At 62.8% G+C, this 18,289-nt stretch carries 19 protein-coding genes and 2 tRNA genes; 8 read left to right on the top strand and 13 right to left on the bottom strand.

From position 1 onward, the window contains the following. Positions 1 to 15: 15 nt before the first annotated feature. From CJ178_RS06335 to CJ178_RS06320, 4 genes are all read right to left on the bottom strand, one after another. Positions 16 to 1,458 (bottom strand): SDR family oxidoreductase, encoded by a 1,443-nt coding sequence (locus CJ178_RS06335; protein ID WP_084702887.1) that lies wholly within the window; start codon positions 1,456 to 1,458, stop codon positions 16 to 18. A gap of 181 nt (positions 1,459 to 1,639) precedes the next feature. Continuing rightward, positions 1,640 to 1,725, bottom strand: a tRNA-Leu gene (locus CJ178_RS06330). Positions 1,726 to 1,822: 97 nt separating this feature from the next. Next, positions 1,823 to 2,344, bottom strand: a complete 522-nt coding sequence (locus CJ178_RS06325) for a hypothetical protein (RefSeq protein WP_072782541.1) — start codon at positions 2,342 to 2,344, stop codon at positions 1,823 to 1,825. Positions 2,345 to 2,449: 105 nt separating this feature from the next. Further along, a tRNA-Leu gene (locus CJ178_RS06320) sits at positions 2,450 to 2,535 on the bottom strand. A 117-nt stretch (positions 2,536 to 2,652) separates the two neighbouring features. Between CJ178_RS06320 and CJ178_RS06315 the strand changes: the two genes are divergently transcribed. Then, a complete protein-coding gene (locus CJ178_RS06315; protein ID WP_045067849.1) occupies positions 2,653 to 4,005 on the top strand; it encodes a M20/M25/M40 family metallo-hydrolase in 1,353 nt (450 codons plus the stop codon). A 43-nt stretch (positions 4,006 to 4,048) separates the two neighbouring features. Next, the gene (locus CJ178_RS06310) at positions 4,049 to 4,585 is read left to right on the top strand and encodes a YbhB/YbcL family Raf kinase inhibitor-like protein (protein WP_045067848.1); all 537 of its coding nucleotides are present in this window, start codon (positions 4,049 to 4,051) and stop codon (positions 4,583 to 4,585) included. A 51-nt stretch (positions 4,586 to 4,636) separates the two neighbouring features. Here CJ178_RS06310 and CJ178_RS06305 read toward each other — a convergent pair whose 3' ends face one another. The 3 genes from CJ178_RS06305 to CJ178_RS06295 form a co-directional block, all read right to left on the bottom strand. Continuing rightward, positions 4,637 to 5,707 carry a quinone-dependent dihydroorotate dehydrogenase gene (locus tag CJ178_RS06305; protein ID WP_033231922.1) on the bottom strand — a complete coding sequence of 357 codons (1,071 nt, stop codon included), beginning with the start codon at positions 5,705 to 5,707 and terminating at the stop codon, positions 4,637 to 4,639. 44 nt (positions 5,708 to 5,751) lie between these two features. Continuing rightward, complete coding sequence (locus tag CJ178_RS06300; protein ID WP_138873227.1) at positions 5,752 to 5,961, bottom strand: DUF5703 family protein; 210 nt, start codon at positions 5,959 to 5,961, stop codon at positions 5,752 to 5,754. A gap of 62 nt (positions 5,962 to 6,023) precedes the next feature. Further along, positions 6,024 to 7,049: a lipoprotein gene (locus CJ178_RS06295; RefSeq protein WP_033231924.1), complete on the bottom strand. Its 1,026-nt coding sequence runs from the start codon at positions 7,047 to 7,049 to the stop codon at positions 6,024 to 6,026. A gap of 187 nt (positions 7,050 to 7,236) precedes the next feature. Between CJ178_RS06295 and CJ178_RS06290 the strand changes: the two genes are divergently transcribed. Beyond that, entirely contained in the window at positions 7,237 to 7,638 is a 402-nt protein-coding gene (locus CJ178_RS06290; protein ID WP_045068164.1) for a hypothetical protein, read from the top strand. Here the strand turns inward: CJ178_RS06290 and CJ178_RS06285 are convergent. The 5 genes from CJ178_RS06285 to CJ178_RS06265 form a co-directional block, all read right to left on the bottom strand. After that, positions 7,619 to 8,512 carry a heme ABC transporter ATP-binding protein gene (locus CJ178_RS06285; protein WP_092807709.1) on the bottom strand — a complete coding sequence of 298 codons (894 nt, stop codon included), beginning with the start codon at positions 8,510 to 8,512 and terminating at the stop codon, positions 7,619 to 7,621. The genes CJ178_RS06290 and CJ178_RS06285 overlap by 20 nt on opposite strands. Next, positions 8,509 to 9,594 (bottom strand): FecCD family ABC transporter permease, encoded by a 1,086-nt coding sequence (locus CJ178_RS06280; RefSeq protein WP_033231925.1) that lies wholly within the window; start codon positions 9,592 to 9,594, stop codon positions 8,509 to 8,511. Before CJ178_RS06280 ends, CJ178_RS06285 begins: the two co-directional genes overlap by 4 nt. Beyond that, entirely contained in the window at positions 9,591 to 10,601 is a 1,011-nt protein-coding gene (locus CJ178_RS06275) for a heme/hemin ABC transporter substrate-binding protein (RefSeq protein ID WP_045067845.1), read from the bottom strand. Before CJ178_RS06275 ends, CJ178_RS06280 begins: the two co-directional genes overlap by 4 nt. Beyond that, positions 10,598 to 11,281, bottom strand: coding sequence for a biliverdin-producing heme oxygenase (locus CJ178_RS06270; protein WP_045067844.1), 684 nt, complete (start codon positions 11,279 to 11,281; stop codon positions 10,598 to 10,600). The genes CJ178_RS06275 and CJ178_RS06270 overlap by 4 nt, the downstream gene beginning before the upstream one ends. A gap of 94 nt (positions 11,282 to 11,375) precedes the next feature. Next, positions 11,376 to 12,311 (bottom strand): aldo/keto reductase, encoded by a 936-nt coding sequence (locus CJ178_RS06265; RefSeq protein WP_033231928.1) that lies wholly within the window; start codon positions 12,309 to 12,311, stop codon positions 11,376 to 11,378. Between the two features lie 242 nt (positions 12,312 to 12,553). On the opposite strand from CJ178_RS06265, the gene CJ178_RS06260 reads away from it, so the two are divergent. From CJ178_RS06260 to CJ178_RS06245, 4 genes are read left to right on the top strand one after another with little or no spacing between them, the layout of a single operon-like run. Continuing rightward, positions 12,554 to 13,399 (top strand): undecaprenyl-diphosphate phosphatase, encoded by an 846-nt coding sequence (locus CJ178_RS06260; RefSeq protein ID WP_080711626.1) that lies wholly within the window; start codon positions 12,554 to 12,556, stop codon positions 13,397 to 13,399. Between the two features lie 58 nt (positions 13,400 to 13,457). Continuing rightward, complete coding sequence (locus CJ178_RS06255) at positions 13,458 to 14,153, top strand: histidine phosphatase family protein (protein ID WP_033231929.1); 696 nt, start codon at positions 13,458 to 13,460, stop codon at positions 14,151 to 14,153. Between the two features lie 54 nt (positions 14,154 to 14,207). After that, positions 14,208 to 14,807, top strand: a complete 600-nt coding sequence (locus CJ178_RS06250) for a DUF3090 domain-containing protein (RefSeq protein WP_033231930.1) — start codon at positions 14,208 to 14,210, stop codon at positions 14,805 to 14,807. 3 nt (positions 14,808 to 14,810) lie between these two features. After that, positions 14,811 to 15,617, top strand: a complete 807-nt coding sequence (locus CJ178_RS06245; protein ID WP_033231931.1) for an SCO1664 family protein — start codon at positions 14,811 to 14,813, stop codon at positions 15,615 to 15,617. A gap of 11 nt (positions 15,618 to 15,628) precedes the next feature. On the opposite strand, the gene CJ178_RS06240 is transcribed toward CJ178_RS06245, so the two are convergent. Next, a complete protein-coding gene (locus CJ178_RS06240) occupies positions 15,629 to 16,072 on the bottom strand; it encodes a MarR family winged helix-turn-helix transcriptional regulator (protein WP_033231932.1) in 444 nt (147 codons plus the stop codon). A 105-nt stretch (positions 16,073 to 16,177) separates the two neighbouring features. Between CJ178_RS06240 and CJ178_RS06235 the strand changes: the two genes are divergently transcribed. Further along, positions 16,178 to 18,289 carry an MMPL family transporter gene (locus CJ178_RS06235; RefSeq protein WP_095886371.1) on the top strand — a complete coding sequence of 704 codons (2,112 nt, stop codon included), beginning with the start codon at positions 16,178 to 16,180 and terminating at the stop codon, positions 18,287 to 18,289.

The following is an 18,289-nucleotide window of genomic DNA, read 5'->3' as shown; positions in this document are numbered from 1 at the left end:
GTGCGGTCACCTCTCTCACCAGGGTGAGGGCTTGTAGTCCTTGAGGAAGCAGCCATGGATGTCGACGCCCAGTTCGCCCTGAACGATGGGGTCGTAGACGCGGGCGGCGCCGTCGACAAGGTCGAGCGGAGCGTGGAAACCCTCGTCGGCGAGGCGCATCTTGGTGAAGTGGGGGCGCTCGTCGGTGATCCACCCGGTGTCGACGGCAGTCATGAGGATGCCGTCCTCGAGCATTTCCTTGGAGCTGGTGCGAGTGAGCATGTTCAGTGCTGCTTTCGCCATGTTGGTGTGCGGGTGACCAGGACCCTTGTACGCGCGGCTGAACTGGCCTTCCATCGCGGAGACGTTCACGACGTACTTACGACGCGCTGCTGCTGCCGCCATCGACGGGCGCAGGCGCGAGACCAGAATGAACGGAGCAACCGAATTGCAGAGTTGCACTTCGAGAAGCTCGATCGGATCAACTTCCTCGACGGTCTGAACCCAGCTGTTGGTGTGTGCGAGGTCGGGGAGGAGTCCGCCGGCATCGATGGCGATGCCCTGCTCGATGCGATCGGGTGACGCGGATTTCGCGACCAGCGCGAGCGAGCTGACGGCGTCGGCGGAGAGATTTCCGGACGTGATGGCTGCGACGTCGGACAGCGAGCCTGCGAGCGCTGCGGGATGCGCGTCGCTGGTTTTGCCGAAGGTCACCACATCGGGGAGCTCGCCCGCCGGCAATGCGCCGGATTCGGCGTCGACCAGAGCGCCGTACGCGCCGGGGGAGCGGCGCACGGTCTGGGCGGCGTTGTTGATCAGGATGTCGAGAGGGCCTTGTGCTGCAACGGAATCGGCAAGGGCGACTACCTGCGCAGGGTCGCGGAGGTCGATGCCGACGATGCGAAGGCGGTGAATCCAGTCGGCGCTGTCTTCCATCGCTTTGAAGCGCCGGATCGCGTCGTTGGGGAATCGCGTGGTGATCGTCAGGTGGGCGCCGTCGCGCAGGAGGCGTAGCGCGATGTACATGCCGATCTTGGCGCGGCCACCGGTCAAGAGTGCGCGGCGTCCGGTCAGGTCTGTGCTGGCGTCACGCTTGGCGCGGGAAGTTGCGGCGCAGTCCGGGCACAACTGGTGATAGAACGCGTCGACCTGGGTGTAGCGCTGCTTGCAGATATAGCAGGGACGCGCCTTGATAAGGGTGCCCGCGATTGCCCCGGCAGTGTTGGACGTGATGGGGATGCCGGCGGTTTCGTCGTCGATTCGATCCGGTGATCCCGTCGCCGTTGCGGCGACGACACTGCGGTCGGCTTCGTTGACCGCCGCACGCGAGGCGAGGCGACGCTTCTTCTTGAGTCGTTTGAACAGATGGCCGACGGCACGCTGCATGATGATCGAGTCGGGATGCTCGTCGTCGAGTTCGGCTGCTTCGCGCAGAACCTTCAAGCAGATTTCGAGTTCTGCGGGGTCGAGTCCGGCCAGTTCTGCTCCCGCAGATTCTGTATCCGTTACGTCGAACTGCCGTGTGTCTGTATCCACGTGAACTTCTGTTCCATCTCGATCGCCGCTCGCGCGGTCTGTTCCCGGTGTGGGAACTTGGCCTTTTACGAGAAAAGCTCCGGTTCAATGAACCGGAGCTTTTCCTGTCTGTCTCAACACAGAGTGTCCGAGGGGGGACTTGAACCCCCACGTCCGTTAATAGGACACTAGCACCTCAAGCTAGCGCGTCTGCCATTCCGCCACTCGGACTCGGCCCCGATTTCTCGGTGCTGGGAAAGAGTATCCGATGCTGTCCCGCTCTCCCAAATCGCGTCGGCGGTGTGGACGTTTGTCCTGTTCAGGCGTGTCAGCTGCCGCTGCCGAATGGTCCCGGATTCGGAGCGACGGGGTAGGCCGCGACGTCCATGATCACCGAACCGTCGCAGGGCCCGCCGTAGATGTCGGTGCGCCACGAACCGACCAGGGTGCCGTCTGGCTGCGGCGTGTAATAGGCCAAGGAATGAGCCGGCGCCATCACTTTGGGTACACCCTCACCCTGATAGCAGTCCCATTCCCAGTCGTACGGATGAACCCAACTGGTGCCGTCCCACGTGTATTGCGCAGGCTGAGGCAAAGTCGGATTAGCCGGCGCCGGCCCGGCGATCACGGTGGCGACACAGGGTTCGGCGGAGCAATCGGTTTCGAAAGTGTAGATATCGGAGAAGTCCGGTTCCCACTGACTCGCCGCGAGACTGGTGCCCGTTTTCGAGGCTGCGAACCGCTTGACCGAGTAGTCACCGTCCCAGGTCTGCGTAGCGGCTCCCGCCGGCATTGCCGTGACAATCACGGACGTACCGAGCAACGCTGCGACCAGCAGTGATTTGCGCATAAACGAGTCAAGCACACGGAATGTCCGGATTTCCGGCATTCGGTACATAGTGAACAAAAAATGACCCCAGCTTCATCAGCTGGAGTCATTGGTTGTTTATTCGAGTGTCCGAGGGGGGACTTGAACCCCCACGTCCGTTAATAGGACACTAGCACCTCAAGCTAGCGCGTCTGCCATTCCGCCACTCGGACTCGGCCCCGATTTCTCGGTGCTGGGAAAGAGTATCCGATTCGGTGAGGTTGCCCAAATCGCCAGGTCGGACCACGTCCATGCCGCCGCGGCGGGTGTTTCGGTGGTAGGAAAGTGACATGTCCTTATCGCCGAATAACTCAGGCCCTTCTCGCGCCGAAAGCGAAGTTGTCGAACTTGTCAGCTCACTGATCCGGTTCGACACATCCAATACGGGAGAACTCGAAACAACCAAGGGTGAACGGGCGTGCGCGGAATGGGTCGCCGCTCAACTTCAGGAAGTGGGATACGAGACCGAGTACGTCGAATCCGGCGCGCCCGGACGCGGCAATGTGTTTGCCCGGTTGAAAGGCGCCGAGTCCGGCCGTGGGGCTCTCATGCTGCACGGGCACTTGGACGTCGTCCCGGCCGAGCCCGCCGACTGGAGTGTTCACCCCTTCTCCGGCACCGTGCAGGACGGTTACATCTGGGGACGTGGCGCCGTCGACATGAAGGACATGGTCGGGATGATCCTGGCCCTGGCGCGGCAGTTCAAGGCAGAGGGAACAGTGCCGCCGCGTGATCTTGTGTTTGCCTTCGTCGCCGATGAAGAGGCAGGCGGCAAGTACGGCTGTCAGTGGCTTGTGGAGCACCGTCCGGATCTGTTCGAGGGCGTCACCGAAGCAGTCGGTGAAGTGGGCGGATTCTCGCTGACCGTTCCGCGTCCGGACGGAACCGACCGTCGGCTGTATGTCGTGGAGACCGCGGAAAAGGGACTTGGCTGGATGCGGCTCACCGCAAAAGGCCGAGCCGGACACGGCTCCTTCCTGCACGACGACAACGCCGTGGCAACGTTGGCCGGTGCGGTGGCCCGCCTGAGCGCGCATGAATTCCCGATCGTGATCTCCGATTCGGTCGCGGAGTTCCTGACCGCGGTCGGCGAGGAAACCGGGCTCGACTTCGACCCGACGTCACCGGACATCGACGGGACACTCGCGAAGCTGGGGAGCATCTCCAACATCATCGGTGCAACGTTCCGCGACACCGCCAATCCGACCATGCTCAAAGCCGGTTACAAGGCGAATGTCATTCCTCAGACAGCCGAGGCTGTCTTCGACTGCCGTGTGCTTCCCGGCCGTCAAGCCGAGTTCGAGCGCACCGTCGACGCCCTGATCGGACCCGACGTCACCCGAGAGTGGATCACCAAACTCGACTCGTACGAGACAACGTTCGACGGTCATCTTGTCGACGCGATGAACGACGCAATCCTGGCCCATGACCCAGGCGCGCGCACTGTGCCGTACATGCTCTCCGCGGGCACCGACGCAAAGGCCTTCGCGAAGCTCGGGATTCGGTGCTTCGGGTTTGCGCCGCTGCAGTTGCCGCCGGAACTCGATTTCACCGCGCTGTTCCACGGCGTCGACGAGCGGGTGCCGGTGGACGCACTACTGTTCGGAACACGCGTGCTGGAACATTTTCTCCGCAATTCCTGAACGCGTGGACAGTCACCGAGTACAAGAAACAGAGAGGATTCGCATGGCTTACGATCCGTACGAACCATTGCCGAAGCTCCCGAGCTTCGAGCTGACCAGTGAAGACATCACGGCCGGTGAGCCGCTGAAACTTGCGCAGGCGAGTGGCGCTTTCGGCGTCCCCGGTGGGCAGGACATCTCGCCGCAGCTCTCCTGGTCGGGTTTCCCCGCTGAGACGAAGAGCTTTGTGGTCACCGTGTTCGATCCGGATGCTCCGACGGCGTCGGGATTCTGGCACTGGGCCGTAGCGAACATTCCCGCTTCGGTCACCGAACTGCCTGCCGGTATCGGCAGTGCGGACAGCACTGACCTTCCTGCGGGAACCGTGACTCTGCGCCACGACGGCGGCGGATTCGGCTTCATCGGTGCAGGCCCGCCTCCCGGGCACGGCCCGCATCGCTACATCGTCGCGGTACACGCGCTCGACGTGGACAAGCTCGACGGAGTCACGGCTGATTCCTCGCCGGCATTCCTCGGGTTCAACGTGTTCCAACACGCAATTGCGCGTGCAACGCTGACCGGGACGTTCGAGGTCGCATAACGCACTGTGCGCCTTTGTTAACCGCCCGCGGTTAACAAAGGCGCACAGCGTTCAGCGGGGGTTTTCCGCCCCGACGGCCTGGCTGATCGACGAGAAACCAGCCGCGCGAACACGCTTCGCGATTCCCTTGTGAATGCTGCGCGCCCAGAACGGGCCGCCGTAGATGAAGCCGGTGTAGCCCTGCACCAGGGTTGCACCCGCAAGAATCCGCTCCCACGCCTGGTCAGCTGTTTCGATACCGCCGACAGAGATGATGGTGAGCTTGTCGCCAACCCGCGCGTACAGCCGGCGAAGTACCTCGAGTGAACGGTCCGCGACGGGAGCGCCCGAGAGTCCACCGGCGCCGATCGCGGCTACCTCCGCGTCCGGGGTTTTCAAACCGTCACGGCGAATTGTGGTGTTCGTGGCCACGATGCCGGCCAACCCGAGTTCGATAGCCAGGTCTGCGACGGCGTCGACGTCCTCGTCGGACAGATCAGGCGCAATCTTCACCAGCACCGGGATATGGACCGTATCGAGCACGGCCTGCAGGAGCGGGCGCAGCGACTCGACGGCTTGCAGGTCACGCAACCCGGGGGTGTTCGGGGAGCTGACATTGACGACCATGAAATCGGCGAGCGGCCCGAGCAATTGGGCGCTGGCGGTGTAATCGGCGGGCGCGTCCGCGGCGTCGACGATCTTGGTCTTGCCGATGTTCGCGCCGATCGGCACGGTGACTCGGCGCTGACGGAGGAAGTTCGCGGCATGTCCGGCGCCGTGATTGTTGAATCCCATCCGGTTGATCAGTGCACGGTCGGCAGGCAGTCGGAACAGTCGTGGCTGCGGATTGCCGGGCTGAGCCTGAGCGGTGACGGTGCCGATTTCAGCGAATCCGAAACCGAGCGGACCCCAGGCGTCGACGCCGGTTGCATCCTTGTCGAAGCCTGCGGCCAAACCGAGTGGGGCGGGAAATGTCAGTCCGAATGCCTGACTACGTAGTACCGGATCGTCGAGAACAAGAACCTTCGCCACGAGCCACCGGATCGGTGCAAACCGAGTCACCAGTTTCATCGCGGTGAAGGCCAGGTGGTGGATGCGCTCCGGGGGTAGCCGAAACATCAGGCTCAAGAGCAGTTGGTACACGATTCTCCTGCTTGTCTGGTGAGATCTTCGATGAAACGGGCGGCTCAGTGAGCAATGCCGTCCGGGTTGTCCACGTGCAATGGTGTCTTCTTGCGCCGCAGGAGTACCCGGCGACTGCCGTCGGGGTAGAGCCGCACCTGCGAGAGTTCCCAACCGCCGAACTCCGCAGAAATTGCCAGGCGCATAGATGCCGTCACTCGTGAGACGTGGGGCGGTAGTTGCAGCGGCAGATAGTCGAACACATCGTCGGACATGTCCCACTGTGGTGACGGAGTGCGTCGCAGATGTGGCGATCCACCGTTGTGCCGCTGCATCGTCAGCCGTTCCGCGTGGGGATGACCTGCACGCCGTCCCCGGTTGCGGAACCGACGACGAGGGTTCCGGTGCTCGAATCGACCGCGAGAGAGTTGGGCTGACGAACGGTGTTGAATCGGTTCGTTTCGACCGGGATGCCCGACGAGAGGTCGAGTCCGACAACTTCGTTGGTCCCGGTCAAGCTCACCCACACACGATCGGCGGTCTCGTCGTATGCCACTGCGTACGGCGAATCGCCGACCGGGAATCGCTGGCGCAGGATGAGAGAATCGGCGGTGAAGACCAGCAGTTCGTCGCCGGTGGTGTCAGTGACGAGAATGCGACCGAAATGGTCGGTCACGAGGTGCGTCGCACCTTCTCCGGCGCGCAGAGCTGCGCCGAGTCGGTCTTCGTCGAGGTTGATATCCGTCAGTGAGGTCTGACGATGATCGAGGGCGCTCAGGTTGTCGCCGGTGACGGCAAGTTCGTCGACCGATGCAAGGCCTGAAATAGTTTGTGACTTATCAGAACTCGGATCGACAACGTGAACTGTGCCTCGCTCGGTTCCGATCGCGATGCGGCCGTCGGGCAACTCGACAGCGGAGTTGGCCGGGTCGGGGGAGGCGAAGGACGTTTGTTCGCCGGACGTCAGATTCAGCTTCACAACCTGGTTGTCCATGGACAGCAGTGCGTTTCCGTCGGACGCGATCGACACGTCCCGGATGTTGCCGTCGATGCTGATGTCGCGGCCGGCCGCAGCCGGGCCAGCGGACTCGACCTCGTCGGCCGCGACGATCCGAACGGCGGGCGGATCCTGCGATACGAGAAGTACGTTGCGCGTAACCGGATCAAATGTGATGGAATCGATCCGACCCGAATACGGATGAACGACGCCGTCCAGAGAACTTGTCGTGGCAGGCGATACGACGGCGGTGGCCGGATCAATTGTCTGGAGCTTGGTGCCGTCGCTTTCGGAAGAACATCCTGTCACCAGCATCAACGCCGCCCCCATCGCTGCTGTGGTGGTGCGGAGCCCAATGCGAGTCATGGTGTTGAATCCTCGTTTTCTACTCGAGACGGTGTTTCAGCGGAACGCGCCTGCACTCGATCATCCCTGATCGCTGCGAATCGGTTTTCATTGCATCGAAGTGCAACGGTCATTCCGTCTGCTGTTCGCACGCGATACCGTACAAATACGGATTTCCGCCCACGCGGTAATCCTCGAGGAGATCACTGTGATTCCTGTCGAACCCACCGAATCCGCTGCGGAACGACCTGGCGGATCTTTCGGCGATTTCGAGATCGAAGATATTTCGGTAGGACCCTATGCCCACGGTTTCGGCAGGTCGGAGGGGCGAACTTTCGCGTTTCGTGTCCGCAAGAGTGTGCTGTACGTCGAGGTGTATCGCGATTATTGCGAGCGCACCGTGCCGAGTTCTGACGACGTGATTGCCACGGCCAATCGTTCGGTGACCGATATCGATCTGACCGATGAACGCAGCATTTCTGCTGTGGTGCGAGACGCAGTACATTCCGCTGAGTCGGATTCGTCACATTCTCCGACTCGTGGTTCCGGTGTGACCACGTTGCGCGGAGTGCTCGATCGGCTCGGTTCGATCATCGATTCCGTTCGTTGACGCCGGCTTGCTGATGCTGCGTGCTGCGGGAATCGCGCCGCGGGATCACCAGCGTCGCGCCGCTCCGTGGGTGGGCGAACACCTCCACGGGATAGCCGTAGACGCGGGTGAGCAGATCCTCACGTAGAACCGATGCAGGTGGACCGTCGGCGGCAATGCGGCCGTTCTCGAGGACGACTATCCGGTCCGCGTAGGCGGCGGCCAACGCCAGATCGTGGAGAACGACAACGACGGCGTCACCGTCGGCCGCGCGGCTGCGTGCAACGGACATGACGGCTTCCTGATGCCCGAGATCAAGTGCGGCCGTGGGCTCGTCGAGCAGAACCGTCGACGTTTCCTGCGCCAGAACGCGGGCGAGTGCAACCCTCGCCTGTTCGCCGCCGGACAGCGCCGCAAACGGCCGATGGGCAAACGCTTCGACGTCACAGGTTTTCATTGCCGCCGCGATGGCGTCGCCGTCGCGTTCCTCGCGGGCGGTGCCGGCCCACGGCGCCCTGCCCATCGTGACAACCTGCGCAGCGGTGAACGAGAAGCCGATGGTGTGTTTCTGGGGGAGTACGGCGCGTCGCCTGGCCATGTCCAAGGGTGTCCAGTGATTCAGGTCGGTTCCATCGACGTCGACGCGGCCGGCGACGACGGGCTGATCGCCCGACAGTGCCGCGAGGAGCGTCGACTTGCCTGCGCCGTTCGGGCCCACGAGAACAACTACCTCGCCGGCGCGAACGTCGACGCTGACGCCTTCGAGGATGTTCCTGCCACCGCGCTCGACGGTGATGTCCCGCGCTTGCAGCGTGATGTCACCGCTCTGCGGACTCGACGGTTCGGGTGACGTTCGTCCGAACAGTTCGCGCCAGTTCCGGGCGATGCTGCTCATGCCCACCCACCTTGCTGTGAACGGGTGCGTCGGAGGAGCCAGAAGAAGAAGGGTCCGCCGACCAGTGCCGTGAGCATGCCGAGTGGAAGGTCGGCGTTGTCGATCAGGGACCGGGATCCGAGGTCGGCAAGTAGGAGAACCAACGCGCCGGTCAGTGCGCTTGCCGGGATGAGCGCGCGGTGACCTGGACCGACGACGATGCGCATGAGGTGGGGGACAACCAGTCCGACAAACAGGATGATGCCGGTGAAGGCAACGCTCGCCGACACCAGAAGGGCGACGATCAAGACCGCCAGCTGTCGCAGCCGTTCGACGTTGACGCCCAGGTGCCTGGCGGCATGTTCGCCGAGGGCGAGGAGATCGAGACGCGATGCGATCGCCATAGTCGCGGCGATTCCGACAACGGTCATCGGTGCGACCACCAAGACCGAATTCCACGTGGCGCCGTTGAGGCTGCCTAGTTGCCAGAACACGATCTGATCGCGTGCCGACGGGCTGGCGATGAAGGTGAAGAAGGCGATGAGTCCGCCGGCAAACGCGTTGACCGCCACACCGGTCAGGACCAGGGTGACCACTTCGGTCCGGCCTTCGTGGCGCGCGAACAGGTAGACGATTGCCGTGGTCAGGAGTCCGCAGACAAACGCTGCGGCTGCAATGGCCCAGCCTGCGACGAAATTGCCGCCGACCACGATGACCGCGCTGGCGCCTACCGCTGCGCCGGAGGACACGCCGATCACACCCGGCTCGGCCAATGGATTGGCAAAGACGCCTTGAAGCAGGGCGCCGGAACATCCGAGAGCTGCGCCGACGCAAATAGCCAGAACGACGCGAGGGAAGCGCACTTCCCAGAGCGTGACTTCACCGCTGGGGTGGGCGGGCATCGGGCCGATGTCCAGACCGATGCGGTGCATGATGCTGCCGAGGACCTCGAGCGGCGAGGTCGGCACCTGACCGATACATGCGGAGAGCACGGCGACGATAACCAAAGCGACTGTGAGCCCGATCAACACCCCGCTCACTCGTGAACGCGATGTCGGTCGTGGTGCCGATTTCTCGACTGCTTTATCTGTTTCTGTACTCACGAATCAGCGGGTCCGTAGATTGCTTCGGCGAGCGATTGCATCACTCGCCCGGTGTTGGGGCCGAAGCTGAGCAGCACGCCGTCTTCCATGTCGACGACCCGCTGGTTCTTTCCGGCCGGGGTCTGGGCGATGCCCGGGATCTTCTCGAGACCGTCGATCCCGCCGATGGACGCGAGACCGTCGGTCATCATCAAAAACGCGTCGGGCGCTGCCGCGATGAGTGCTTCGCTGGTGATGGGAGCAAATTTCTGCGTGATGCCCGATGCTGTTCCGGCGTCGACGGCGCCGAGTGCTTCGATGAGTGAATCGGCTCCGGATCCGTCACCGCCGATCATGGTGATCGCCGATCCGCGGAGGTAGAGGAACGCGATCTTCAGGGGATCTCTGTCATCGGGGACCAGGTCACGCGCAGCGGCGATTTCGCCTTCGGTCCGGTTGACCAAGGCCTTGCCCTGTTCCGGTACACCGAGGGCGTCGGCGACTGCCTGGATTTGTGCCGGGACACCTTCGAGGGTGCGGGTGGGATCGAAGAAGACGACCGGAATCCCGGCTGCCCGCAGTTGGTCCTGCACACTCTGTGGGCCGATGCTGGTATCGGTGAGAACGACGGTCGGGTTGAGATCGAGGATCGCTTCGGCGCTGAGCGACGAACCACCTACCGTCACTACCGGTACGTCTTCGACAGCCGGGAACTTGGCGGACGTGTCACGCCCGACCAGGTTGTCCCCGAGTCCGAGTGCGACCGTGGTTGCGGCAAAGGTTCCGTACCTGTCGGCAGCGATGATTCGACTGTTGTCCGTGATCGTGACGGGGACGCCGTCGAAGCCGGTGACTGTGGTGGGCAACGCGGCGACCGGATTTTCACTTACCGGTGTGGGACTGGAATCCTCGAGTACCGCAGTGCGGGCCTGCGTCGAGCCGCCCCCGTCGTTTTCCGCCGACCCACATGCGACCAATCCGAACCCGGCAACCGCAACCAGTGCGGCAGCGGCCCACCGCTTGCTCATTTGACGAGGTAGCTCTCGATGTTGCCCTCGAGGTCGGCAAACAGATCACCGTTGAGGCGGTAGGCCAGGTTGACCTCGTCGATGAACTTCTGCTGGTCTTCGGGAGAAATCGAGAGCGCGTCGAGATTTGCGCGGTACGCGTCCTTGAACGGCTTGGGCTTGGGGATGCCGTCGAAGATGTAGAAACGCAGGCCGTCGGTCTCGAAACCGTACGCACGCTCGAGCATGCGGCGGATGATCTGGCCGCCGGACAGGTCGCCCATGTACCGGAGGTAGTGGTGCGCGACGAAGTCGGCCGGCGAGTCGAAGGCAACTTCCTGCAAACGCGCCACGTAACGCTGCGTTGCCGGCAGGGCCTCCAGGCTCTCACGCCAGTTCGGTCCGCTCAGGAACTCGAGATCGGCTTCGAGCGCCGCGACGCGGAGAAGATCGTCGGAGAGGAACGGGTTGACCAGCGCGTTGTCCGCGTGTGCACGACCGGCTTCTTCGAGGCTTGTGTAGACCAGGTACGTCTGTCCCAGTAGCGCCGCGTATCCGGCGGTGGTCAGTTCGCCGCCGAGGAGAGCGCCGACAAACCGTGACTGCTCGGTTTCGCGGTGCGCTGCATCGGTCTCCGCCTTGATGCGTTCGGAGAAGGCCGACGCGTCGGCGGGACTGTGGTCTACGTCAAGCGTGGTCATAGGTTCTCCTCTAGCTAAGGAACGTGTTATCTACTAGGTTAGCCTGCCCTCGCTAAATGGGTAATTCGGGTATTTCGTCGAGTGAGACCGCAAGTTACGCGCTCACGTCGTCGAGTGCAGCAGCGATCGCCGCAGGCAACTCCAACTCCTCGGCTACCAGTACACCCGTCAATTGCGCGAGATCCCGAGTACCGACGACGGCGCTGGCAACTCCGGGGCGATCGCGAGCCCAGGCGAGAGCAACAGCCAACGGTGAGGTACCCAGACCGTCGGCGGCTGTAACGACGGCGTCGACAACCCGGACCGACGAATCCGTGAGGTAGCTCTGCACGTGGTGGGAATGAGCGTCGTCGGCGCCGCGGGAATCGACGGGAATCCCGCCGCGGTATTTACCGGTGAGGACACCGCCGGCGAGGGGGACAGCCGCAAAGACTCCGACGCCGTGGTGTGATGCGGCGGCAAACAATTCCTCTTCGACGCCTCGCGCCAACAGGGAGTACTCCGCCTGAGTGGCGGTGAGAGATGTTGTGCCGCAGGCGCCGACGGCCGTAGCCAACTGCCACCCGAGGTAGCCGCGCACGCCGACGTAGCGCACTTTGCCGCTCGAGACCGCGTAGTCGAGAGTTGCAGCGACCTCGTCGACCGGGGTCAGCGGATCCCAGGTCGCGACTTGCCACATGTCGAGGTAGTCGGTGCCGAGTTCGCGCAGTGTGGCGTCCAATTGGCGGAGCAGGCCTCGCCGCGAGCAGTCGACGCGATCCGTGCCGATCGGGTTGGGATGGATCCCCGCGCTCGAGCTGACGATCAGTTCGTCGCGGGGGACGACGTCGTCGAGAAGTTCGGAGAGGAGTCGTTGAGCCGCGCCGTCACCGTACGCGGGGGAGCTGTCCACCAGGGTTCCGCCGGCTTCCGCAAAAGCCAGAAGTTGTGCGGCGGCCTCGTCCCCGTCGGTGTCGCGTCCCCAGGTGAGCGTGCCGAGTCCAAGTCGCGACACCCGAAGTCCGCTCGTTCCGACTGATCTGTGTTTCATCAATGCCGTCCATCTCACGCCCGACCCGGGAGCGTACGTCGCACCCGGGAGTTCTCACCACGTGCAGACTAGTGGTCGCCCGACCGAACTCGGGGGATTCGGGCATCAGCGTGCCGGGCGCGGCACGTCTGGCGGTGCACCGGTAGCGTGACGCCAGTGAAAAGTGAACTCGCCCCACGAAACTGTTGTGTAGTAATCCCATTCGAATCAGTGCAGTTCGCATCAGTCCGGGCGGTTCTCTGATGGGTGAGGCGATGACATGGCTACAGGCCATGGTCCTGGGACTCGTGCAGGGATTGACCGAATTTCTTCCCGTCTCGTCGTCGGGGCATCTGCGCATCGTCTCGGAGATCTTCTTCGGAAGTGATGCCGGTGCGTCCTTCACCGCGGTGACTCAGCTCGGCACCGAACTCGCGGTCCTGATCTATTTTGCGCGCGATATCGTGAGGATCATCACCGCGTGGTTCCGGGGGTTGTTCCACGCCGAGCATCGCGGCGACCTCGACTACCGGATGGGTTGGTACGTCATCATCGGCACGCTGCCCGTCGGTATTCTCGGGTTCCTGTTCAAGGACCAAATCCGTACCGGCGCACGAAATCTGTGGCTGATCGCCACAATGCTGATCGTCTTTGCGCTCGTGATCGCCGCCGCCGAGTACTACGGACGTAAGTCCCGACCCATCGAGTCCCTCACGGCGCGTGACGGCATCATCATGGGTTCGGCGCAGGCACTCGCCCTCATCCCCGGAGTGTCGCGTTCGGGTGGAACCATCAGCGCCGGTCTGTTTCTCGGACTGACACGTGAGGCCGCCGCACGCTATTCGTTCCTGCTGGCGATCCCGGCGGTGCTGGCGTCGGGACTGTTCAGCCTTCCCGATGCCTTCGAACCTGCGGGTGAGGGACTGAACGCCAGTGGCCCCCAGCTGTTCGTCGCGACGGTGATCGCGTTTGCGGTCGGCTATGCGGCCATCGCGTGGTTGCTCAAGTTTGTGGTCAATCATTCGATGTACTGGTTTGTCGGCTACAGAATCGCTCTCGGCGTAGTCGTCCTTGCGTTGCTGGCCACAGGGGTTGTGTCCGCGACATAACGCCGGTTTCGACGTCGACCGCCCGCCGCGCTCTGCGCCGCCCCATTAGGGTTATGGCATGACAGTTGTCCTTCTGCGGCACGGGCGGTCGACGTCCAACACGGCCCACACACTTGCCGGTCGCACGCCGGGCGTCGAACTCGACGATCACGGCCGGAAACAGGCAGCGGCCGTCGTAGACAGGTTGGTGGGTCTCGACATTGCCGAGATCGTGCGGTCTCCGCTGCTGCGATGTGAGCAGACGGTGGGTCCCATCGCTGCGGACCGTGGATTGACTCCCGTTGTCGAGGAACGCCTCGTCGAGGTGGACTACGGGCAGTGGACGGGCCGCCCCCTCAAGGATTTGCTCGAGGAACCGCTGTGGAAAGTTGTGCAGCGGCACGCGTCAGGTGCCGTCTTCCCCGATGGTGAAGGGCTGGCGCAAGTCCAAGCGCGGGCCGTTGCCGCGATTCGTGAACACGACAGAAGGCTTGCCGAGGAGCACGGCAAAGACGTCGTTTGGATTGCCTGCACACACGGCGACGTCATCAAATCCGTACTGGCGGACGCGTACGCGATGCATCTCGATTCGTTCCAGCGCATCGTTGCCGAACCGGCGTCGATGAGTGTGATCCGATATTCCGCAACCTCGCCCTTCGTGCTGCGGGTCAACGACACGGGAGATGCGCTGGCGGCGATCGGTCAGGCCAAGGCGTCGACCAACGGCTCCGCTCCCGAACAGGAATCCGTGCCTGGCGGCGAGGTCGGAGTGTGATCGTGACGGATAATGGGTACCCAGGGAAGTTCCGCTCGAATTCGAGGAGGTGCAATGTCGCGCGCGATTCACGTATTTCGCACCCCTGACCGATTTGTCGCAGGGACCGTGGGAGAACCCGGTGACAGGTCTTTTTATCTCCAAGCCGTGCACGAGGCGCGAGTAGTGAGCGTGCTGCTCGAGAAGCAGCAGGTTCAGGTACTGGCAGACCGGATGGGTCTACTCCTCGAAGAGGTACATCGCCGTTTCGGCACCGAGGTTCCGCCGGAAGCCGGTGATATCACCGACCTCAGTCCGCTTGTTACTCCGTTGGATGCCGAATTCCGGGTCGGGACGATGGGTTTGGGCTGGGATGCAGATGCCGGCGCCGTTGTGGTGGAACTTCTTGCAGTGAGCGAAACGGAGTTCGACGAGTCGGTCGTGCTCGACGATTCGGACGACGGACCCGACGCCGTACGGGTGTTCCTGACGCCGGAGCAGGCGCGGGAATTCTCACTGCGATCAGAGCGAGTGATTGCCGCCGGCCGTGCGCCATGTCCGCTGTGCGGCGAACCCCTCGCTCCGGACGGACATATCTGCGTCCGGACCAACGGATATCGCCGCGGTGATTCGTTCGGGTTCGCGATCGACGACGCCGACACCGACGAGGACTGAGCGGTGTCGAGCTCGCCTGGCCCTGATGTCCAGCTCGAAGGTGAGCTGACGGTGATCGGTCAGATCACCACTGCCAGCAACGCAACTTTGGTCTGCGACGCTGTTCTCGGCGACGAGTCGATGCGGGTCGTCTACAAGCCGGTGCGCGGCGAGCGCCCGTTGTGGGACTTCCCGGACGGCACCTTGGCGGGGCGCGAAGTGGCGTCGTATCGGGTGTCGGAGGCGCTGGGGTGGGGTGTCATCCCGCGAACAGTGTTGCGCGACGGACCTTTTGGGCCAGGAATGGTGCAGAAATGGATCGACACCGTCGACCGCCACGCTGACGTGCTCGGTACGCCGGACATCGTCGATCTCTGCAGCCCGGACAATGTCCCGTCAGGATGGTTCGAGGTTCTTCAGGCGTTCGATTCTGCGGGGGAACCGGTTTCGCTCATTCACGCCGATGATCCGCGGCTTCAGCGGATGGCAGTGCTCGATGTCCTCATCAACAACGCGGATCGCAAGGGTGGTCATGCACTCGAAGGGATCGACGGCTCCGTCTACGGCGTGGATCACGGAATCTGCATGCACACGGACAACAAACTACGCACTGTCCTGTGGGGATGGGCAGGCCAACAAGTTCCCGGGCCCTTGATCGCGGATGTCGCGGAATTTGCGGCAACTGTCGACGGCAGTTTCGGTGATGAACTGTCGGAACTGGTTACCGACGACGAAATTGCGGCGCTGGCGCAGCGGGCGCGTGAGCTGACGTTGTCAGCAGTCATGCCTGTGCCGAACGGGCATCGAACGATCCCGTGGCCGGCTTTCTAGTTTTCGTTGTACTAGTTTTCGTTGTACTTGGGATTGAGTTCCGGTGACCGAACCAGCCGTAGTAGCTGTTCGCGCAATGCCGACACATCTCCGGCGCCGAAGGCCAGAGCGGCTTCGTCCTTTTCGAGTTCGAGTAGGCGTTCATAGGTCGCTTGCCCGGACGCCGTGATGGCTATAAGGCGTCGTCGTTCGTCGCGCGGATCGGTATCCCGGGTGACGTAGCCGGCACGCTCGAGGCGATCGACGGTCCGACTCATGGTCTGGTCGGTTACCCGAGCCTTCTTGGCGATGTCTCGCTGCGACGCGGGGGACATGGCGATGGAATGTAAGACGATAAGTCCGGCGTGCGTCATGTCCTGGCTGCGTAGGACCTGCTCCCACGAGTGTTCGACGAGGCGCGCCGCAGTCGACAGCAAGCGGCCTGTCGGCCAGTTTTCGAGCCCATCCTCGGTCACGCTCCTGCCTTCCGTTTGCAATTGTTCAGCTTGCTGAACAAAATAGGGGACCATCACGCATCAGCCAAACCGAACTCTGGAGAAACCGTGAGCACACCCACGAGTATGCGTCGTCGCCTGAGATGGATTGTGCCAGCTCTGCTGGTAATCGGCTGGTTGGCTATCGGCGGCTTCGGTGGACCGTTTGCCGGAAAACTGAGCACAGTGCAGCAGAACGACAACACGTCCTTCCTGCCCGCATCGGCGGAAGCGACCGAGGTCGGCAAGCTCCAGGAAGGTTTCACCGACACACGATTTGTTCCGGCGATCATCGTCGCAGAACGTTCGGGTGGGCTGCAGGGCGGCGACAGTGCCTTCCTGACGGACACGGTCGCAGAGTTTGTCGGAACCGAAGGATTCGGTGACGCGAGCTCGCCCGCGATTCCGTCGGCGGACGGTCAGGCGTTGCAGCTGTTCCTCCCGATCGACAGCACAGTCGAGGTCAAGACCTCGGTGAAGGAACTGCGTGCCGCGCTCGAATCCGCGCCGGAGGGACTGACCGTCCTGGTGACCGGTCCGGCCGGTCAGGTCGCCGACTTGTCCGCCGCTTTTGCGGGCATCGACGGTCTCTTGTTGCTGGTGGCCGGATCAGTGGTGATTCTGATCTTGATCGTGGTGTATCGCAGTCCCATCCTGCCGTTCGTTGTCATTTTCTCGGCGGTCTTTGCGCTCGGCTTGTCGAGTCTGTTGGTGTACGCGCTGGCCGACGCCGACGTCATCGCGTTGAACGGTCAGAGCCAGGGCATTTTGTTCATCCTGGTGTTCGGCGCCGCGACAGACTATGCGCTGCTTCTGGTCTCACGCTATCGCGAGGAACTGCGCATCGAGCAGGACAAATACTCGGCGATGCGGGTGGCGTGGCGTGCCACGCTGGAACCCGTCGCAGCGTCAGCCGGTACCGTGATCGCGGGCGTTCTGTGCCTGCTGTTGTCGGATCTGAACTCGAACCGCGGATTGGGACCCGTCGCGGCCATCGGTATCGCCGCATCGTTCCTCGCATCGATGACGTTCCTGCCTGCCATTCTCGTATTGTTCGGCCGTACCGCGTACTGGCCGACCAAGCCGAAATTCGACGCCGACGTCGCCCACCACGACGAGGCAGACGATCACCGTTTCTGGGCCGGACTTGCCGCTCGCATCGGGCGGCATCCGCGTCGTTTCTGGGTGGCGTCGACGCTGGTGCTGGTGATCTTCGCGCTGATGATGCCGCAGTTCAAGGCCAGCGGAGTGGCGTCGTCTGACGTCTTTCTGCTCGAGGTCGACTCGGTTGCGGGTCAGGAGATTCTCGGCGAGCATTTCGACGCCGGATCAGGTTCCCCGGCGATTGTGATCGCTGATGCAGACCAGATGGATGCCGTTGTCGCGGCAAGCCGAGTCGACGGCGTCAGTGACATCACTGTTGTTCAGAACGGGGGAGCACCGCTTGTCGTCGACGGCCGTGTCTCGCTCGAGGCGACGCTGACCGATGCCGCTGATTCGATCGAGGCCGAAAACACGATTGTGCGACTACGTGATTCAGTCCACTCCGTCGAGGGTGCCAACGCCTTGGTCGGTGGTGTCACCGCAACGGATCTCGACACAAAGACCACGTCGACGCGCGACCGCACGCTGATCATCCCGGTGGTAGTGCTCGTGGTCTTCGCGATCCTTGCGCTGTTGCTTCGATCACTCCTTGCGCCGCTGCTGCTCATGGGCACCGTAGTGCTCTCTTTTGCTGCGACACTGGGTATTTCGTCGCTCGTATTCGAGCATGTCTTCGGATTCCCCGGCGCAGATCCGGTGGTGCCGTTGTTCGCGTTCGTGTTCCTCGTCGCACTCGGGATCGATTACAACATCTTCCTGATGACCCGGGTTCGGGAGGAGGCACAGAAGATCGGTACACGGGCAGGCGCGCTCCGGGGACTGACCGTCACCGGCGGCGTCATCACCTCAGCCGGAGTTGTTCTGGCAGCAACCTTCTCGGCGTTGGCTGTGATTCCGCTGTTGTTCCTCGCGCAGATTGCCTTCATCGTTGCGTTCGGTGTGCTGCTCGACGCGTTGATTGTCCGATCACTGCTGGTCCCGGCGTTGACGTACGACATCGGGCAGAAGATCTGGTGGCCGAGCAAGCTGGCGTCCACGCCGGAACCGACACCGGATCAGCCAGCACCTTCCGAGCCCTCGACCAGTCTCCACTAG

The sequence above is a fragment of the Rhodococcus sp. ACPA4 genome (assembly GCF_002300185.1).
Classification (GTDB): domain Bacteria; phylum Actinomycetota; class Actinomycetes; order Mycobacteriales; family Mycobacteriaceae; genus Rhodococcus_F; species Rhodococcus_F globerula.
Note: the sequence above shows the minus strand (reverse complement) of the source record. Positions and strands in the feature narration are given on the sequence as shown.

What these genes read in the sequence shown, in the direction of transcription:
- CJ178_RS06325 (WP_072782541.1), bottom strand. Translation starts at nt 2,344, where the DNA reads ATGCGCAAATCACTGCTGGTCGCAGCGTTGCTCGGTACGTCCGTGATT.
- CJ178_RS06315 (WP_045067849.1), top strand. Translation starts at nt 2,653, where the DNA reads ATGTCCTTATCGCCGAATAACTCAGGCCCTTCTCGCGCCGAAAGCGAA.
- CJ178_RS06310 (WP_045067848.1), top strand. Translation starts at nt 4,049, where the DNA reads ATGGCTTACGATCCGTACGAACCATTGCCGAAGCTCCCGAGCTTCGAG.
- CJ178_RS06300 (WP_138873227.1), bottom strand. Translation starts at nt 5,961, where the DNA reads ATGTCCGACGATGTGTTCGACTATCTGCCGCTGCAACTACCGCCCCAC.
- CJ178_RS06295 (WP_033231924.1), bottom strand. Translation starts at nt 7,049, where the DNA reads ATGACTCGCATTGGGCTCCGCACCACCACAGCAGCGATGGGGGCGGCG.
- CJ178_RS06285 (WP_092807709.1), bottom strand. Translation starts at nt 8,512, where the DNA reads ATGAGCAGCATCGCCCGGAACTGGCGCGAACTGTTCGGACGAACGTCA.
- CJ178_RS06275 (WP_045067845.1), bottom strand. Translation starts at nt 10,601, where the DNA reads ATGAGCAAGCGGTGGGCCGCTGCCGCACTGGTTGCGGTTGCCGGGTTC.
- CJ178_RS06270 (WP_045067844.1), bottom strand. Translation starts at nt 11,281, where the DNA reads ATGACCACGCTTGACGTAGACCACAGTCCCGCCGACGCGTCGGCCTTC.
- CJ178_RS06265 (WP_033231928.1), bottom strand. Translation starts at nt 12,311, where the DNA reads ATGAAACACAGATCAGTCGGAACGAGCGGACTTCGGGTGTCGCGACTT.
- CJ178_RS06260 (WP_080711626.1), top strand. Translation starts at nt 12,554, where the DNA reads ATGGGTGAGGCGATGACATGGCTACAGGCCATGGTCCTGGGACTCGTG.
- CJ178_RS06255 (WP_033231929.1), top strand. Translation starts at nt 13,458, where the DNA reads ATGACAGTTGTCCTTCTGCGGCACGGGCGGTCGACGTCCAACACGGCC.
- CJ178_RS06250 (WP_033231930.1), top strand. Translation starts at nt 14,208, where the DNA reads ATGTCGCGCGCGATTCACGTATTTCGCACCCCTGACCGATTTGTCGCA.
- CJ178_RS06235 (WP_095886371.1), top strand. Translation starts at nt 16,178, where the DNA reads ATGCGTCGTCGCCTGAGATGGATTGTGCCAGCTCTGCTGGTAATCGGC.